The organism is Streptomyces sp. NPDC037421, from assembly GCF_055602105.1.
This window is the reverse complement of sequence record NZ_JBVJWV010000064.1, coordinates 1-16,511: the sequence shown is the minus strand read 5'-3', so window position 1 is coordinate 16,511 and position 16,511 is coordinate 1. Positions and strand designations below refer to the sequence as shown.

At 73.1% G+C, this 16,511-nt stretch carries 17 protein-coding genes; 7 read left to right on the top strand and 10 right to left on the bottom strand.

Annotation, left to right across the window (positions count from 1 at the left end):
- Positions 1–179: 179 nt before the first annotated feature.
- From ACZ7IF_RS38540 to ACZ7IF_RS38510, 7 genes are all read right to left on the bottom strand, one after another.
- A complete protein-coding gene (locus ACZ7IF_RS38540) occupies positions 180–1,838 on the bottom strand; it encodes a dipeptide ABC transporter ATP-binding protein (protein WP_470981603.1) in 1,659 nt (552 codons plus the stop codon).
- Entirely contained in the window at positions 1,835–2,827 is a 993-nt protein-coding gene (locus ACZ7IF_RS38535; protein ID WP_470981601.1) for an ABC transporter permease, read from the bottom strand. Before ACZ7IF_RS38535 ends, ACZ7IF_RS38540 begins: the two co-directional genes overlap by 4 nt.
- Positions 2,824–3,807: an ABC transporter permease gene (locus ACZ7IF_RS38530; protein WP_470981599.1), complete on the bottom strand. Its 984-nt coding sequence runs from the start codon at positions 3,805–3,807 to the stop codon at positions 2,824–2,826. Before ACZ7IF_RS38530 ends, ACZ7IF_RS38535 begins: the two co-directional genes overlap by 4 nt.
- Positions 3,804–5,561: an ABC transporter substrate-binding protein gene (locus ACZ7IF_RS38525; protein ID WP_470981597.1), complete on the bottom strand. Its 1,758-nt coding sequence runs from the start codon at positions 5,559–5,561 to the stop codon at positions 3,804–3,806. Before ACZ7IF_RS38525 ends, ACZ7IF_RS38530 begins: the two co-directional genes overlap by 4 nt.
- Positions 5,562–5,753: 192 nt before the next feature.
- Positions 5,754–5,849, bottom strand: a complete 96-nt coding sequence (locus tag ACZ7IF_RS38520; RefSeq protein ID WP_312847459.1) for an Ms4533A family Cys-rich leader peptide — start codon at positions 5,847–5,849, stop codon at positions 5,754–5,756.
- Between the two features lie 70 nt (positions 5,850–5,919).
- Positions 5,920–7,290, bottom strand: a complete 1,371-nt coding sequence (locus ACZ7IF_RS38515) for a DUF3152 domain-containing protein (RefSeq protein WP_470981595.1) — start codon at positions 7,288–7,290, stop codon at positions 5,920–5,922.
- 4 nt (positions 7,291–7,294) lie between these two features.
- Entirely contained in the window at positions 7,295–8,290 is a 996-nt protein-coding gene (locus ACZ7IF_RS38510) for an alpha/beta fold hydrolase (RefSeq protein WP_470981593.1), read from the bottom strand.
- A 132-nt stretch (positions 8,291–8,422) separates the two neighbouring features.
- Here ACZ7IF_RS38510 and ACZ7IF_RS38505 point away from each other — a divergent pair, with 132 nt between their 5' ends.
- The 4 genes from ACZ7IF_RS38505 (at position 8,423) to ACZ7IF_RS38490 (ending at position 10,222) form a co-directional block, all read left to right on the top strand.
- Positions 8,423–8,638, top strand: a complete 216-nt coding sequence (locus tag ACZ7IF_RS38505; protein ID WP_470981591.1) for a hypothetical protein — start codon at positions 8,423–8,425, stop codon at positions 8,636–8,638.
- Between the two features lie 168 nt (positions 8,639–8,806).
- A complete protein-coding gene (locus ACZ7IF_RS38500) occupies positions 8,807–9,445 on the top strand; it encodes a TetR/AcrR family transcriptional regulator (RefSeq protein ID WP_007266374.1) in 639 nt (212 codons plus the stop codon).
- 119 nt (positions 9,446–9,564) lie between these two features.
- Positions 9,565–9,792: a DUF3107 domain-containing protein gene (locus tag ACZ7IF_RS38495; RefSeq protein ID WP_267032810.1), complete on the top strand. Its 228-nt coding sequence runs from the start codon at positions 9,565–9,567 to the stop codon at positions 9,790–9,792.
- A 127-nt stretch (positions 9,793–9,919) separates the two neighbouring features.
- Positions 9,920–10,222, top strand: coding sequence for a hypothetical protein (locus tag ACZ7IF_RS38490; RefSeq protein ID WP_470981589.1), 303 nt, complete (start codon positions 9,920–9,922; stop codon positions 10,220–10,222).
- A 79-nt stretch (positions 10,223–10,301) separates the two neighbouring features.
- Here ACZ7IF_RS38490 and ACZ7IF_RS38485 read toward each other — a convergent pair whose 3' ends face one another.
- Positions 10,302–11,060: a ferritin-like fold-containing protein gene (locus ACZ7IF_RS38485; RefSeq protein ID WP_125603230.1), complete on the bottom strand. Its 759-nt coding sequence runs from the start codon at positions 11,058–11,060 to the stop codon at positions 10,302–10,304.
- A 302-nt stretch (positions 11,061–11,362) separates the two neighbouring features.
- On the opposite strand from ACZ7IF_RS38485, the gene ACZ7IF_RS38480 reads away from it, so the two are divergent.
- From ACZ7IF_RS38480 to ACZ7IF_RS38470, 3 genes are all read left to right on the top strand, one after another.
- Positions 11,363–13,489 carry a DEAD/DEAH box helicase gene (locus tag ACZ7IF_RS38480; RefSeq protein ID WP_470981588.1) on the top strand — a complete coding sequence of 709 codons (2,127 nt, stop codon included), beginning with the start codon at positions 11,363–11,365 and terminating at the stop codon, positions 13,487–13,489.
- A 102-nt stretch (positions 13,490–13,591) separates the two neighbouring features.
- Positions 13,592–14,449 (top strand): alpha/beta fold hydrolase, encoded by an 858-nt coding sequence (locus ACZ7IF_RS38475; protein WP_470981586.1) that lies wholly within the window; start codon positions 13,592–13,594, stop codon positions 14,447–14,449.
- Positions 14,450–14,544: 95 nt separating this feature from the next.
- Positions 14,545–14,697: a hypothetical protein gene (locus ACZ7IF_RS38470; RefSeq protein WP_007266367.1), complete on the top strand. Its 153-nt coding sequence runs from the start codon at positions 14,545–14,547 to the stop codon at positions 14,695–14,697.
- Positions 14,698–14,761: 64 nt separating this feature from the next.
- Here the strand turns inward: ACZ7IF_RS38470 and ACZ7IF_RS38465 are convergent, their stop codons facing one another.
- Positions 14,762–15,367, bottom strand: coding sequence for a MarC family protein (locus ACZ7IF_RS38465; protein WP_007266366.1), 606 nt, complete (start codon positions 15,365–15,367; stop codon positions 14,762–14,764).
- 62 nt (positions 15,368–15,429) lie between these two features.
- Entirely contained in the window at positions 15,430–16,296 is an 867-nt protein-coding gene (locus ACZ7IF_RS38460; RefSeq protein WP_470981584.1) for a PHP domain-containing protein, read from the bottom strand.
- Positions 16,297–16,511 lie beyond the last annotated feature (215 nt).

Below are 16,511 nucleotides of genomic sequence, written 5' to 3'. Positions count from 1 at the left end.
GGGTGCCCCCCCTCCCTCTTTTGTTCTGATGGTGGGGCGGGGGTGTCGGATCGGCGCCGGGAGGAAGGGGGGGGCGGGGGGGGGGGGGGGGGGGGGGTTTCCCCCCCCCCCCCCACCGGAAGGGGTGAAGAGTCGTAACTTTCCCGTACGGTTCGCGTTCGAGCACGCTAAGAAGGGCGTTACGCGAAGGCCTCCTGGCGTTCGGTCCGGCGCGCGGAGCGGCGTTCGGCGGCGAGCGCCGGGTCGAGTGCCGGGACGGCGTCGAGGAGCTGTCGCGTGTACGCGTGGGCGGGCCGGCCGTACACCTCCTCCACCGGTCCCTCCTCCACGACCACGCCGCCGCGCATGACGGCGACCCGGTCGCTGACCTGCCGGACCACGGCGAGGTCGTGCGCGATGAAGACGAGCGCGATGCCCAGTTCCCGCTGGAGTTCCGCGAGCAGGGCGGTGACCTGCGCCTGGGTGGTGACGTCGAGGGCGGACACCGGCTCGTCGCAGACGATCAGCCGGGGCCGGGGCGCCAGGGCGCGGGCGATGCCGACGCGCTGGCGCTGGCCGCCGCTGAACTCGTGCGGGTAGCGGTCGTAGTGGGCGGGTTCCAGGCCGACGCGGGTCAGGAGCCCGTCGACCCGGGCGCGGATCACGGCCTCGTCGCGCTCTCCGGCGGCGCGCAGCGGGTCGGCGATGGACTCTCCGACCGAGCGGCGCGGGTTGAGGGAGGAGACGGGGTCCTGGAAGACCATCTGGGCGCCGTCCGCGATGCCGGCGGCCTCGGTCCCGGCGTGCCGGACCTGTCCCGAGCTGGGCTCCAGCAGTCCGACGAGCATCCGCCCGAGGGTGCTCTTGCCGCTGCCGGACTCGCCGACGATGCCGAGGGTCTCACCGGCCCGTACGGTGAGGGAGACCCCGGCCACCGCGCTGACCTTGCGCCTGCCGCGGCCGAAGTCCCTTCGCAGGCAGATGGCTTCGACGACGGGCGCCTGCGGCTCGGGCGCGGCCGGGCCGGAGCCGGCGACCACCCGCAGCCGGGGGGTGCGCGGGGCGTCCAGCCGCGGTACGGCCGCCAGCAGGTCCCGGGTGTAGGGGGCCTGCGGGTCGGAGAGGACCCGGTGGACCGGGCCCCGTTCCACGGCGGCACCGTCCCGCATGACCAGCAGTTCGTCGACGCTCTCCGCCGCGACGCCCACGTCGTGCGTGACCAGCAGCAGCCCGAGGCCGTGCTCCTGGCGCAGCCCGTGCAGCAGGTCCAGGATCTGGGCCTGGACGGTGACGTCGAGGGCGGTGGTCGGCTCGTCGGCGATCAGCAGCCGCGGTTCGCAGGCCAGGGCCATCGCGATGAGCGCGCGCTGGCGCATGCCGCCGCTGAACTCGTGGGGCCGGGCGCGGGAGCGGCGTACCGCGTCGGGGATGCCGACGCGGTCCAGGACCTCGACCGCCCGGGCCCGGGCGGCCCGGCGGGAGGCGGCGGTGTGGACGCGGTACACCTCGGCGATCTGGTCGCCGACCGCGTAGTAGGGGTCGAGGGAGCTGAGGGGGTCCTGGAAGACCATCGCGGCGGTCCCGCCGCGCAGGGCGCGCAGCCGTGCCGGGCCGGCTTCGGCCAGGTCGGTGCCGTCGACCCGGACGGTGCCCGCCAGGCGCGCCCCGGTGCCGTGGTGCAGGCCGAGCAGGGCGGCGGCGACGGTGGACTTGCCGCTGCCGGACTCGCCGACGATGCCCAGGGCGCGGCCGGGTTCCAGGGTGAAGGAAACCCCGTCCACGGCCCGTACGTACCTGCCGGGACCGCCGACCGGGAAGTCGACCACGAGGTCGGTGACGTCCACCAGCGGGCCGGTCATGCGAGGGCCACCCTTCGGTCGGCGAGGGCGTGGAGCAGGTCGGCGACGGCGCCCGCGATGACGACGGCGGCGCCGATGGCGAGGACGACGCCGACCACGACGGGCAGGTCCACGACCCGCACGCCGTCGATCAGGGTCTTGCCGAGGCCGGGGATGCCGAAGAGGGACTCGGTGAGCACGGCGCCTCCGACCAGGGTGCCGAAGTCCACGGCGCTGAGGGCGATCACGGGTCCGAGGGCGCCGCGCACCGCGTGCCGGGTGACGACGGCCCGCTCCGCGACGCCGTAGGCGCGGAAGGTGCGGATGTGGTCCTCGGCGAGGGTCTCCAGGGTGGAACTGCGGGTGAGGCGCGCGTACTTGGCGCTTTCGAACAGGCCGAGCGTCACCCAGGGCAGCAGCAGGTTCCAGGCCCACTGTTCGGGGTCCTCGCCGAAGGGCACGTACGTCGGGAAGGGCAGCCAGCGCAGGTAGGCGCAGACGGTCATGAGCAGCAGCAGCCCGAGGATGAAGACGGGGGTGCCGGTGCCGGCGAGGGTGAGCACGGTCAGCGCCCGCTCGGTGGCCCCGCCGCGCCGCAGCGCGGACAGCAGGCCGGTGCCGACGCCGACGACGAGCCAGATGAGCAGGGCGCCGAGCGCGAGCGAGAAGGTGGCGGGCAGCCGCTCCAGGAGCAGCAGGGTGACCTGCCGGTCGTTCTGGTACGAGAACCCGAGGCAGGGCGCGTCGCAGTGCAGGACGATCCCGGCGCCGGCGGAGTAGTCCCGGCCGGCCAGCAGTCCCTCCAGGAAGCGCAGGTACTGGGTGACGACCGGCTCGTTCAGGCCGAGCTGTTCGCGCACCTGGGCGATCTGCTGCGGGTTGCAGCGCTCCCCGCAGGCGAGGCGGGCGGGGTCGCCGGGGGCGACGTAGAAGAGGGCGTAGACGACGGCGGACAGGGCGAGCAGCACGAACAGTGCGCCGCCGGCCCGTTTGAGCACGAAGCGGGTCACGGCTTGCGCTCCTTTCCGGTACCGACCCGCAGGCGCGAGTCCTCGCGCGGGTCGAGGGCCGAGCGGACGGCGTCGCCGAGGACGGTGAAGGCCAGCACGGTGACGAAGAGCAGCCCGGCGGGGAGCAGGACGTAGGCGGGGTCGGCACGGAACCAGGTCTGTGCGCTGGAGAGCATCTGCCCCCAGGAGGGGGTGGGCGGCTTCACTCCGACCCCGAGGAAGGAGAGCGACGCCTCGGCCACCATGGCGCTGGGGACCTTGATCGCGGCGAGGGTGATGACGGGCGCGGCCAGGGAGGGCAGCAGTTCCCGGCGGGCGACGCGCAGGGGCCCCCAGCCGGAGAGCCGGGCGGCCTCGACGAAGTCCAGGCCGCTCAGGGCGAGGGTCTGGGAGCGCACCATGCGGGCGGTGCCGCCCCAGTCGAAGAGGCCGATGACGAGGACGAGCAGCAGCGGCCGGGGGAAGCCGGGCGGGACGACGGCCGTGAGGGCGATGGCGATCACCAGCATGGGCAGGGCGATCATCACGTCGGTGAAGCGGCCGATGAGCTGTCCGAGGAAGCGGCTGCCGAGCGCGGCCGCGATTCCCACGCTCACCCCGACGAGCATCTGCACGGCGACCGCGCCGAGGGCCACGAGGAGGGAGACGCGCGCGCCGTAGAGGAGCCGGGTGAACAGGTCGCGGCCGGTGCCCGGTTCGACGCCGAGCCAGTGGTCGGCGGAGATCCCGCCGAAGGAGCCGAGGGGGACGCCGCCGCGCGCCGAGTCGACGAGCTCGTCGTGGTAGGTGTTCGGGTCCTGTCCGGTGAGCTGTGCGAAGAGGGGGGCGGTGAGGGCGAGGAGGACGAGGAGGGCCAGGACGGCGGCGGCCGCGGCGGCGGACGGCCGCGCGCGCAGTCGCCGCCAGACCTGGCGGCCGGCGCCGCCGGCCGGGGTGGGGGCCCCGGCCTGCGGTGCCGGCCCGTCGAGGAGCAGGGTCACTTGACCGCGACCTGCGAGATGTCGAGGACGCCGGTCCAGTCGCTGATCACGACGTTCTTGACGTCCTTGCCGACGAGCCGCTTGTAGACCGGGTGGAAGAGCGGGATGTCGAGGGCCTGCTCGCCGATCTTCTTGTCGAGGGCGCCCCAGCGCTTCCCGGCCGCGGCGAGGTCGGTGAGCTTGGCGATCTCGTCGATCTCGGTGTTCACGGACGGGTCGTTGAGCTGCGCGTGGTTGTAGTTGGAGCCGTTGGTGACGATCTGCCGGCCGTCGAAGATCGGCGCGAGGAAGGGGCCGCCGGACGGCCAGTCGGCGCCCCAGCGGGAGAGGAAGAAGCCGGGGGTGTTCTTGGCGTCCCAGCGGCGCTCGTTGAAGGCGTTGTTCTCCAGGCCCTCCAGCTTGACGGTGATCCCGGCGGCGGCGAGGCCCTGCTGGACGGCGGTGGCGACCTCGGGGCTGGTCTGGCGGTTCTGCGCGTTGGAGTGGGTGAGGGTGATGGTGAGACCGTCGGGGTGACCGGCCTCCTTCAGCAGTTCCCTGGCCTTGGCCGGGTCGCCCGTCCTGCCCGCGGGGAAGTGGTCGTAGGGCGTGAAGCCGAAGGCCTCGCGCTCGGGCAGGAAGGTGGTGGCCGGCTCGGCCAGCGCGGAGCCGCCGGCGGCGTTGACGACGCTGGTGCGGTTGATCGCGTACGAGATGGCCTGGCGGACCTTCGGGTTGTCGAACGGGGCGACCTTCGGGTTGAAGGCCAGGTAGTTGACGTAGCCGAAGTGGCCGGTGCCGACGCGGCCCGCGAGCTCCTTGTTGTCGCCGATCTGGGCGAGTTCGGCGGGGCCGAGGTTGGTGTCGGTGGTGACGGCGGCGGCGTCGGGGCCGGAGCTGGTGGACAGCCGCTGGTTGATGACGGCGGCGTCGAGCCCGGAGCGGACGTCGATCCTGTCCGGGTAGGCCTTGCGCTCCTCGTCGGTCTTGGGGTCCCAGTTCTCGTTGCGTTCCAGCAGCAGGGTCTCGCCGTCGCCGGTGTTCTTGACGACCTTGTACGGGCCGGAGGAGACGGGGTGCTCCTCGTACTTGGCGCCGGTGTCCTTGGCCTTGGGCACGGGAGCGAACTGCGTCTGGGTGGCGAGGAAGGGGAACTCGCCCTCGGGCTTGCGGAGTTTGAAGACGATGGTCTTCGCGTCGGGGACCACGATCGAGTCGAGGCCCTTGCCGCCGTCCTTGTACGGGCCCTCGTAGGCCTCCCCGCCGACCAGCCAGTCCCGCAGGTAGGGGGCGCCGCCGGAGAGTTCGGCGGCGAAGGAGCGCTCGATGCCGTACTTGATGTCGGCGGTGGTGATCGGGCTGCCGTCCTCGTACTTCAGCCCGTCCTTGAGGGTGTACGTCCACTCCGTGGCATCGGCGTTGGGCCTGCCCGTGTCGGTGGCCAGGTCGGGCACGACCTTGGCGCCGGCCGGGCCGTCCTCACGGTTGCGGGTGGTCAGCGTGCGGAAGACCAGCGAAGGGACGTTTCCGCCGCCGGAGGTGTAGAGCCGGGCCGGGTCGAAGTCGTTCTGCGGCTCGGCGTTGAGGACGGTGAGGGTGCCGCCCTTCTGCGGGGTGCCGGCGGCGCCGGGCTTGCCGCCGGACTCGCCTCCGGCCTTGCCCGCCGCGTCCTCGGGCCCGCACGCCGCGGCGCCCCCGGCCAGGACGAGGCTGACGGTGACCGCGGCGATGCGGCGCGATATGCGGGACTGGCGGGATGAACCGGCGGAAAGCATGGGGAAACGGGACCTCTCGGCGTGGAAGGAGATACGTCGGGGGCCACGCGAGGACGGCGTCCGGGACCACCGGCACACGAGGTGCCGGAAGGGCCGGTCGGGGAAGTGCAGGAAGCCGCGCCCGCGGGCAGGGAAGGTGCCCGGGCGCGGCGAAGCCAAGGAAAAAATGGGGTCGCGCGCTCAGGGCAGGCGTCAGCGACAGAAGATGTCGGCCACGCTGTGCGCGGCCACACCGAGGAGCGCCAGCTCGATGGCGGCGCTCGCGGCGGAGGTGTGGCGGTGCGACATGCGGAGAACAATTACCGATGACCGGACGGCTTGTCAACGAAGGAACGAGCCGCCCGTCCGCACTCTTCGGTCAACTCCCCGGGTGCACCCAGGGGTTGGGCTTGCAGGGGATGTTGTCGATGTCCAGGGACTTCGTCTGCTGCTGCATGATCGGCGCGAGGGCGCCCGGGGTCTGGCAGCTGACGTGCCCGTGGCCGAGCCGGTGTCCGACCTCGTGGTTGATGAGCATCTGCCGGTAGGCGAGCATCTGGTCGGCGCCGTAGGTCTGCGAACCCTGGCCCCACCGGTAGGCGTTGATCATCACGCGCTCCGTGGACGCGGAGTCGCAGGAGACGTTGTCGATCGTGGTGTCGAGCCCGGACTTGGCGCACCAGACGCCGGTGGTCCCCGGGCTGGCCAGGGTGATCACGAACTCGGCCTCGCCGCCCGGCACCCGCTCGAAGGTCATCGCGCCGCCGTGGGCCCAGCTGCGCGGGTCGTTGAGGGTGCGCTGCACGGCGTCGGCGAACAGCTGCGCGTCCATGCCGAGGCCCTGCTCCACGTCGACCCGGTAGCGGACCCGCTTCCCCTTTCCCGGGGCCTTCGCGACGCCGGGCACGGTGTCGAAGGTCCCCGGGCCGGTGAGCTTCGCGTCGATGGGCAGCTGCTGCGCCATCTGCTGCTCGTACGTCGCCGGCTGCGCGGCCGGGGCCGCGGCGGGCGGGACGGAGGGGGTGGGGCGGCCGTCGGAGCGGGAGGCCGGGGAACTGTCGGTCTGGGTGCGCTTCGGGGCGTCGTCCCCGGCGGCGCGGGTGGCGGTGTCGGAGTCGCCGTCGGCGGCCACCTGTCCGGCGACGACGACGGCGAGCACGGTGGTGACGGCCGCCGCGGCCATCCCGGTGTACGTACGGATCTTCGTGCCGCGGCCGCTCGCGGGCGCGGCGGCGGCCGCCTCGGGCTTGCGGGGTCCGGGCACGCGGCGGTGCGAGCCGGTCGAGGTGAAGGGGTCGCGCGGGGCGGGCTCCGCCCCGGCGCCGGCCACGGGGGTGCCGAAGGCCGGGGTGTCGGTGCGCGGGGCGGGCGCGGGGGCCGGGGCGGCGGTGGCGCGGGGGGCGCCGCGCCAGTCCCCGTAGACGGCGGCGGACGCGGGGGCCGGGCCGGTGCCCCAGGCGGCGTCTTCCCGGTGCTCGGGGTGGCCGCCGGGGCGGGCACCGCTCGGGGGCGCGTACCCCTGGTGGACGACGGTCGGCTCGGCGGCCCCGACCGCGCTGCCGGGCCAGGGCGCCTCGTACGCGGGCACCGGCTCGTACGGCGCGGGCGCCGGCTCGTACGGGTCGGGGGTGTACAGCCCGTCCCCGTAGGGGTCGGCCGCGTACCCCTGCGGCTCGTACGGCGCCTGCGGCGCCTCGGGCTCCGGCTGCGGACGGACCGGGGCCGAGCCCTTGCGACTATGTCGTCCCACGTCCTCAGCCCTTGCCGTCTTCGGTACTTCGGTCGGTTTCCCGCCCGGCGGTGTCGCGCAGCAGCTCCTGGAAGGCCGCCGCCACCACCTCGGGGTACTCCATCATCGCCACGTGCCCGGCCTCGGGCAGGCTCAGCAGCCGCGAGCCGCGGAAGTGCGCGGCGGCCTTGCGCGCCATACGGTACGAGACCAGTTGGTCGCGCCCACCGTAGACGAGGAGGGTCGGCGCCAGCACGCGCTGGGCCTGGCGCCACAGTCCGTGTTGCCCGCCGAGGGTGTACGCGTCGACGATCCCCCGCGAGGAACGGGTCATCGCGTCCCAGAAGTAGGGCAGCGCCATGCGCCGCTCCATCTCCTCGACGGCGGCGCTGAAGCCCTCCGCCGTCACCCGTGAGGGGTCCCCGTAACAGAGGTCCGTCACCCCGCGGGTGCGTTGTTCGGCCGTCAGCCCGACCGTGAGCCGCCCGAACAGCGCGGCCACGCCCGGCAGCGCCAGCAGGGCGGTGGGCACGGCCGACTTCTGCACGCGCAGCTCGGGCAGCGCGGGCGAGACGAGCGTCAGGGTCCGCACCAGGTCGGGCCGGACGGCCGCGACGCGGGTGGAGACGGCCCCGCCCAGGGAGTTGCCGAAGAGGTGCACCGGGCCGCGACCGGCGGCGTCGAGGTGGCGGATGACGGCGCGCGCGAGCGCGGTCACCGAGTAGTCCCGGTCGGCGGGCGGCGGGGACCAGCCGAACCCGGGCAGGTCCAGGGCCTCGCCGTCGACGCTGCCGGCGAGCCGCTCCATGAGGGCCGACCAGTTCTGGGAGGAACCGCCGAGTCCGTGCACGAAGAGCGCGGGCGGCAGACCCTCCCGCTGCGGTGGCCGGAAACGTACGTTCATTTCCAGGCCCGGCAGCGCGACGGTGCGCAGCTGCTCCCCTTCGGCCACCCGGACGGCACCCACCTGGGAGGCCGCTTCGGCGGTGGACCGTACGCCCGGCGGCTCGGTCGAAGACATGGGCCAATGTTACGAGACGATCACGCCCGACCCCTTGCGTTCTCTTGTGTTCGCGGTCACAGGACCGTCTGGCGGCGCACTCCCGATACTCCTAGGCTCGTAGTGAGTACGAGCGAAGGCGAGGGGAGCGGAATGACTGTCGACCCCGCGGAACCGGACACCTTCCGGGAGCGGTTCCGGGACGCCCTCGGTACCGAGGCTCCGGAGGCGGACGCCGCCGAGCAGCACATCGAGATCCAGCCGCAGGACGACGACCCGCTCGTCGGCCTGGATCCGGGCGAGGCCCCCGAGGCGGACGCCGCCGAGCAGGCACGGGTGGTCCCGCTGGACGAGGAGGACTACCGCTGACCGCCGCCGCCCCCGCCCCGACAGGCGCTGACCAGCGTGTCAGGCATGTGTCCAAGCGGTCCGTACCGCGAGAAAACTCGGCTTGAACCCACCAGATTCGGTTACCGAAAAGTACGATGGCGGCGCGGCGCAGAGCGCACTGTGTTCTTAGAGAAAGTGGGAGGCGGCGTGACAGCCATCGAGCAGACCGAGGCAGCGCGTCCGCGGGGTACGCGGCTGCCGCGCCGTGCCCGGCGCAACCAGCTGCTGGGCGCGGCCCAGGAGGTTTTCGTCGCGCAGGGCTACCACGCGGCGGCGATGGACGACATCGCCGAGCGCGCCGGCGTCAGCAAGCCGGTGCTGTACCAGCACTTCCCCGGCAAGCTCGACCTGTACCTGGCCCTGCTGGACCAGCACTGCGAGAACCTGTTGCAGGCGGTGCGGGGAGCGCTGGAGTCCACCAGCGACAACAAGCTGCGCGTGGCCGCGACGATGGACGCCTACTTCGCGTACGTCGAGGACGAGGGCGGCGCGTTCCGGCTGGTCTTCGAGTCGGACCTGACGAACGAGCCGGCGGTGCGCGAGCGCGTGGACCGGGTCTCGCTCCAGTGCGCCGAGGCCATCTCGGACGTGATCGCCGAGGACACCGGCCTGTCGAAGGACGAGTCGATGCTGCTGGCGGTGGGTCTGGGCGGGGTCTCGCAGGTCGTGGCCCGGTACTGGCTCTCCAGCGAGAGCCCGGTCGCGCGTGACACGGCGGTGGGGCTGCTGACCTCGCTGGCGTGGCGCGGCATCGCCGGTTTCCCGCTGCACGGCACGGAGGCCTGACCGGCACTGTTCGCTGCGAGCGTGTCCGCCGCGAGCCGATCGTGTCCCCTCTCCGGGCTAATGTGGACCGGGTACGGCGCGGCTGATCGCGCGAACCGGACCGTCGGAGGGACAAAGCCGTGGAGGTCAAGATCGGCGTGCAGCACGCACCCCGGGAGATCGTGCTGGAGAGCGACCTGAGCGCCGAGGAGCTGGAGGCCATCGTGGCCGCCGCGCTGTCCGGTACGGCGCCGCTGCTGAGCCTGACCGACATCAAGGGCCGCAAGGTCCTCGTGCCGTCCGACCGCCTGTCGTACGTCGACCTGGGCGAGCCGAGCGTGCGCAAGGTCGGTTTCGGGGCGCTCTGACGCTCTTCGAGGCACCGAGGAACGAAGGAAACGGCCCGGCGGATGGTTCCGCCGGGCCGTTTCCCTTTCTTCCGCTTCGGGTAGGACCGCAGTGACCCGGTTTGCCCTGACGCATGGGAGTGACCAGATGCTGCTGATGGAGGCGCTCGGCTCCGGTCTGCTCGGCCTCGCACTGGCCGGCGCCGCCTCGCGGCTCCTCGCGAAGCGACTGCCCTCCACCAGAACGGTGCTGGTCAGCGGGGTGGTCGGCGCCCTGTTCGGGGCGTACCTGACGCACATGTCGCTGGGCCCGGGGCACAACACGCTGTTCGCGACGCTGCTGGGCGGCGTCGGTGTCTCGGCCGTCGTGCTGTCGCTGCTGCTGCGTCCCGCCGCGGGCTCCGGGAGGTCCCCCCGGCGCGCTCCGTTTTCGCTCTCGTCGGGGGGCTGAGCGGGACTCGCGCCCGACTGGAGCCGGGCCCGGCGCCGACCGGTTCCCCGGCCGGGGGCCGGGTGAGCCCGGCCGGGGGTTACGCCGCGAGACCCAGGGCCGCCATGCGCTTGGTGTGCGCCTTGGTGATCCGGGTGAACATCTCGCCGACGGCCGCCAGGTCGAAGCCGGCCGCCATCCCGTCGACACCGCCGACCAGCATGGTGGACAGCGCGTCGCGCTCGGCGACCACGCGCTGCGCCTGCGAGAGGGCCTCGCCCATGAGCCGGCGGGCCCACAGCGCGAGCCGGCCGCCGCAGCGCGGGTCGGCCTCGATCGCGGCGCGGACCTTCTCGACGGCGAAGCCGCCGTGGCCGGTGTCGTCGAGGACGCCGACGACCAGGGCGCGGGTGTCGGTGTCGAGGTGGGTGGCGACCTCGCGGTAGAAGTCGCTGGCGATCGAGTCGCCGACGTAGGCCTTGACCAGGCCCTCCAGCCAGTCGGAGGGGGCGGTCTGGCGGTGGAAGTCGTCCACGCCCTTGGCGAAGGGCTCCATGGCGGCGGTCGGCTCGGCGTCGATGGCCGCGAGGCGGTCCCGGAGCCGCTCGAAGTGGTGGAATTCGGCGGAGGCCATCTTCGCCAGCTCGGCCTTGTCACCCAGGCTGGGCGCGAGCTTCGCGTCCTCCGCGAGGCGCTCGAAGGCCGCGAGCTCCCCGTACGCCAGCGCGCCGAGCAGGTCCACGACGGCGGCCCGGTACTGGGGGGAGGCGGAGGCCGTCGCCCAGTCCTGGGCGGCGATGCCCTGCGGCTGCTCCTGGGCGTCGTCGTCGGCGGGAGATGCGTTTTCTACGGTCGACATGCTCCGCACAATAGCCCGCCGAAAGGCCGCACAAGTCACCACACCTGCGCACTGTCGGCCCCCGTAAACACGCCTACCTGGTGAATTCACCCGACACACCTGCGCGATTCCGGGGTACAGTGGTAATGCGCCTGCCGAATACTCGGCGGGCCATCCGAATGAGGATGCCCGGTCGGTGGCCCGATCGGCTCCACCCGACCGCCCTCTGTGTGGTGGTGCGTCCATGCGCACCGATCCGCACGAGGGGCCCCCTCAGCGGCAGAAGCGCTTGAGCGAAGGCCAGTGGTCCCGCGCAGCTTTGTATGTACACAGCAGTACTGCAAGCCCGGCACGGTAGGACCCCCTCGCCGCCTCGCGCCGCGTCTCACAGAAGAGGCAGCACCCTGACTACGTTCCGAGAACTCGGGATCTTTCCCGAGACCGCCGAGGCCCTGGAAGCCGTCGGCATCGTGTCCCCCTTCCCGATCCAGGAGATGACCCTCCCCGTCGCCCTCTCCGGCACGGACGTCATCGGCCAGGCGAAGACCGGAACCGGCAAGACGCTCGGTTTCGGCCTTCCGCTGCTGGAGCGGGTCGTCGTCCCCGCGGACGTCGAGGCCGGCCGGGCCAAGCCCGAGCAGCTGACCGACGCCCCGCAGGCCCTCGTGGTGGTTCCGACCCGCGAGCTCTGCACCCAGGTCACCAACGACCTGCTGACCGCGGGCAAGGTCCGCAACGTCCGCGTCCTCGCCATATACGGCGGCCGCGCGTACGAGCCGCAGGTCGAGGCGCTCAAGAAGGGCGTCGACGTGATCGTCGGCACCCCGGGCCGCCTGCTGGACCTGGCCGGGCAGAAGAAGCTCGACCTGTCCCGCGTCAAGGCCCTCGTCCTGGACGAGGCCGACGAGATGCTCGACCTGGGCTTCCTGCCCGACGTCGAGAAGATCATGAACCTGCTGCCCGCGAAGCGCCAGACGATGCTGTTCTCGGCGACCATGCCGGGCGCGGTCATCGGCCTGGCCCGCCGCTACATGTCGCAGCCGACGCACATCCGCGCCGTCTCCGAGGACGGCGAGGGCGCCACCGTCGCCAACATCACGCAGCACGTCTTCCGCGCGCACAACATGGACAAGCCGGAGCTCGTCTCCCGCATCCTGCAGGCCGAGGGCCGCGGGCTCGCCATGATCTTCTGCCGTACCAAGCGCACGGCGGCCGACATCGCCGAGCAGCTGGAGCGGCGCGGCTTCGCCTCCGGCGCCGTCCACGGCGACCTGGGCCAGGGCGCCCGCGAGCAGGCCCTGCGCGCGTTCCGCAACGGCAAGGTCGACGTGCTGGTGTGCACCGACGTCGCCGCGCGCGGCATCGACGTCGAGGGCGTGACGCACGTCATCAACTACCAGACGCCCGAGGACGAGAAGACCTTCCTGCACCGCGTGGGCCGCACCGGCCGCGCGGGCAACAAGGGCACCGCCGTCACCCTGGTCGACTGGGACGACATCCCGCGCTGGCAGCTGATCAACAAGGCTCTGGAGCTCGACTTCCACGAGCCCGAGGAGACGTACTCCACGTCCCCGCACCTGTACGAGCAGCTGAACATCCCGGCCGGCACCAAGGGCATCCTGCCGCGCGCCGAGCGCACGCGGGCCGGCCTGAAGGCCGAGGAGCTGGAGGACCTGGGCGAGACCGGCGGGCGCGGTGGCCGTGGCGGCCGCGGCGCCGCTGCCGCCGCCGTGGTGACCGAGGAGCGTCCCGCGCGTACCCGTACGCCGCGCCAGCGCCGCCGTACCCGTGGCGGTGCCGAGCTGGACGCCGAGGCGGGCGCGGAGTCCCCGGCCGTGGCCGAGGCCCCGGCCGCCGAGGCTCTGGCCCCCGAGGCTCCCGCCGCCGACGAGTCGCGCCGGCCGCGCCGGCGCCGGACCCGCGTGACCGCCGCGGCCGTCGCCGCCGTGGCGGAGGCCGCCGTGGTCGAGGCCCCCGCGGCCGAGGCTCCGGTGGCCGAGGCTCCGGCCGCCGCCGAGGCTCCGGTCGTGACGGAGGAGGCCGCTCCGGCCAAGCCCAAGCGCACCCGGACCCGCAAGACCGCTGCCGCCGCCGTGGTCGAGGCGCCGGTCGCCGAGGCCCCGGTGGCCGTCGAGGCGCCGGTCGCCGAGGAGGCCCCGGCCAAGCCGAAGCGCACGCGGACCCGCAAGACCGCCGCCGCCGTGGTCGAGGCCCCCGCGGCCGAGGCTCCGGTAGCCGCCGCCGAGGCCGCTCCCGTCAAGCCGCGCCGGGTCCCGACCCGCAAGGCCGTGGCGACGCCGATCCCCGACGTGGTCACCGGCGCCGTCGCCGAGGCGCCCGCGCCCCGGCGGACCCGGGCCCGCAAGGTCGTCGCCCCCGCGGCGCCGGAGCCGGACTTCCAGATGGCCCCGCCGGTCGAGCCGGTCCGGACCACCCGCCGGTTCCGCTGACCCGGCCGGGCGCACGCCCGTAGGACGGCCCCGGTCCCCTTTCGAGGGGGCCGGGGCCGTTCCCGTACCCGGCCGCCCGCTACGGACCGGTAACCTCGGGCCATGAGCAAGCCGCCGCGCCTCACCCTGCCGTCCGTCGCCCGCGCGTACCGCCTGACCACCGCCCGCGGCGAGTTCGCCGTGCACGAGGCGGGTGAGCCCGTACGCGGAACGGCCCTGCTGGTCCCCGGGTTCACGGGCAGCAAGGAGGACTTCATCGCCCTCCTGGAGCCGCTCGCCGCCGCCGGCTACCGGGTGGTCGCCGTCGACGGGCGCGGCCAGTACGAGACCCCCGGCCCGCGCGACGAGGCCGCGTACGAGCTCCAGGAGCTGGCCCTCGACGTGCTGGCGCAGGCCACGGCGCTGGGCTCCGGCCCGCTGCACCTGGTCGGGCACTCCCTCGGCGGGCTGGTCTCGCGCGCCGCGGTACTGCACGACGCCGCCCCCTTCGCCTCCCTCACCCTGATGAGCAGCGGGCCCGCCGCGATCGCGGAGGAACAGCAGGCCCGTACGAAGCTGCTGGTCATGGCGCTGGAGGAGCTGCGCGAGGACATGCCGGCCGTGTGGGCGGCGATGCGGGCCCAGGACCCGGCGGACGCGGAGCCGGATTCCCCCGAGCTGGCGGCGTTCCTGCGCGCACGCTGGCTGCGCACCGTTCCGGAGCAGCTGATCACCACCGGGCGGGTGCTGATCTCGGAGCCCGACCGGGTCGCGGAGCTGGCGGCGGTGCCGCTGCCGAAGCTGGTCCTGTCCGGGGTGGTCGACTACGCCTGGCCGGTGCCGCTGATGGACGAGATGGCCGTCCGTCTGGCTGCTTCCCGTGTGGTGGTCGAGGGCGCCGAGCACTCCCCCAACGCGGAGAACCCGCAGGTCACAGCGGGTGCCCTAGTGGACTTCTGGCGATCCTTTAGCGGCCGGTAGTTAGGTAGGGAAAAAATTTCCTTAGCGTAGGGAATGTTTCTCCCGCGGCGTCGGTTGACCCCTGTGCAAGGAGAACACCGACGAAGGGAGAAGCCGTGCGCTTCGAGATTCTGCGCCTGGACGACGTCGACGGAACCGCCGTGGACAGCACCGTCGTGGACGCGGCCTCCGTCAACCGGATCGTGCAGCAGGCGGCCGCCATCGGCCAGCGCATCCTGATCCGACCGGCCGAGAGTGCGTCCTCCTGACGATTTCCGAACGCCCCCGCACCGATTCCGGTGCGGGGGCGTTCGTATGTCCGGGTGACGGGGCTCAGGAGCCGCGGACCACCTGGAGCACGCCGTTGATGATCTGCTGGACGGCGATGGCCGAGAGCATCATGCCGGCGAGGCGGGTGACCAGGACGACGCCGCCGTCCTTGATGACCCGGATGATCACCAGCGAGTAGCGCATCGTCAGCCACAGCACGACGTGCATCGCGGCGATCGCGGTCCAGACGGAGAGCTGGCCGCCGAACCCGTCGGCCTTCTGCACGGCCAGGATGACGGACACGATCGCACCGGGGCCGGCCAGCAGCGGCATGCCCAGCGGGACGAGCGCGACGTTGACGTCCTTGGTCTGCTTGGGCTCGTCGGTCTTGCCCGTGAGCAGGTCGAGCGCGATCAGCAGGAGCAGCAGACCACCGGCGATCATCAGCGCCGGGACGGAGACGTGCAGGTAGTCCAGGATCTGCTGGCCGCAGAGGCCGAAGACGGCGATGACCCCGAAGGCCACGCAGACGGCCTGCCAGGCCATGCGGCGCTGGACCTTCGCGGGACGGCCGGAGGTCAGGGCGAGGAAGATCGGCGTGATCCCCGGGGGGTCCATAATCACAAAAAGCGTGAGAAAAAGGGATCCGAAGACGGCGAAATCAAACACAGTGATGCCTTGCAGTGAGGGGTGTTACCAAAAAGCGGGAGGGGGACGTGTGGGCGCGGCGCTTACGCGCGGGCGTCTCCACCGGCGCCGGGCACGGGGAAGGCCCCCGCCGCGCGACGCGTGATCTCGCCGTAGATCTCGGGGTCGGTCGTGTACTCCCCGAGACGACAGGTCTTGCGGCTGCCGTGGTAGTCGCTGGAGCCGGTCGTCAGCAGACCGAGGTCCCCGGCCAGTCCGCGCAGCCGGGCGCGGGTGGCGGTGTCGTGGTCCATGTGGTCCACCTCGATGCCGTCGAGGCCGGCGGCCGCGAGCGCGGCTATCGCGGACTCGGGCACGCACTCCCCGCGCTTGACGGCGGCGGGGTGCGCGAACACGGTGACCCCGCCGGCCGCCTTGACCAGGCGGATGGCGTCGAAGGGGTCGAGCTCGTGCTTCTCGGCGTACGCGCGGCCGCCGTCGGCGAGCCAGTCCGCGGTGAACGCGTCGGACACGGTGGGGACGACCCCCAGCTCGACCATGGCGGTCGCGATGTGCGGGCGGCCGACGGAGCCGTTCCCCGCGATCCGGGCCACCTGCTCCCAGGTGACGTCCACGCCCAGCGCCTGGAGCTTGCCCACCATGGACTGGGCGCGGGGGGTGCGGTCGTCCCGCACGAGCTCCCGCTCGCGGGCGAGCTCGGGCTCGTCGGGGTCGAACAGGTACGCCAGCATGTGCAGCCCGACACCGTCGAGCCGGCAGGACAGCTCGGCACCGGTGACGAGGGTGAGCCCGGCCGGCAGGGCCGCGATGGCCTCGGCGTATCCCCCGACGGTGTCGTGGTCGGTCAGCGCGACCACGTCCAGCCCGGCCGCGGCGGCATTGCGCACCAGCTCGGCGGGGGTGTCGGTGCCGTCGGAAGCGGTGGAGTGGGCGTGCAGGTCGATGCGCACAGCCGGACTCCAGGGTTCACGCGGACGGGGGACACTCCAGGGTACCGCCCACGAACCCCCGGATGATCCCGCCGGGCGGGGCGTACGGGGCCTGCGGCACGGGCGGGCCATCTCCCCCTCGACCCCGTGGGGCGGGGCGGTGGCTGCCCACCCGCCCCCTCGTCTGCGGGCCGGGGGGTGGGGAGCGGTAGCCCCTGGGCCCGGATCAGAGCCGG

What these genes read in the sequence shown, in the direction of transcription:
- ACZ7IF_RS38540 (WP_470981603.1), bottom strand. Translation starts at nt 1,838, where the DNA reads ATGACCGGCCCGCTGGTGGACGTCACCGACCTCGTGGTCGACTTCCCG.
- ACZ7IF_RS38525 (WP_470981597.1), bottom strand. Translation starts at nt 5,561, where the DNA reads ATGCTTTCCGCCGGTTCATCCCGCCAGTCCCGCATATCGCGCCGCATC.
- ACZ7IF_RS38520 (WP_312847459.1), bottom strand. Translation starts at nt 5,849, where the DNA reads ATGTCGCACCGCCACACCTCCGCCGCGAGCGCCGCCATCGAGCTGGCG.
- ACZ7IF_RS38510 (WP_470981593.1), bottom strand. Translation starts at nt 8,290, where the DNA reads ATGTCTTCGACCGAGCCGCCGGGCGTACGGTCCACCGCCGAAGCGGCC.
- ACZ7IF_RS38505 (WP_470981591.1), top strand. Translation starts at nt 8,423, where the DNA reads ATGACTGTCGACCCCGCGGAACCGGACACCTTCCGGGAGCGGTTCCGG.
- ACZ7IF_RS38490 (WP_470981589.1), top strand. Translation starts at nt 9,920, where the DNA reads ATGCTGCTGATGGAGGCGCTCGGCTCCGGTCTGCTCGGCCTCGCACTG.
- ACZ7IF_RS38485 (WP_125603230.1), bottom strand. Translation starts at nt 11,060, where the DNA reads ATGTCGACCGTAGAAAACGCATCTCCCGCCGACGACGACGCCCAGGAG.
- ACZ7IF_RS38480 (WP_470981588.1), top strand. Translation starts at nt 11,363, where the DNA reads ATGTACACAGCAGTACTGCAAGCCCGGCACGGTAGGACCCCCTCGCCG.
- ACZ7IF_RS38475 (WP_470981586.1), top strand. Translation starts at nt 13,592, where the DNA reads ATGAGCAAGCCGCCGCGCCTCACCCTGCCGTCCGTCGCCCGCGCGTAC.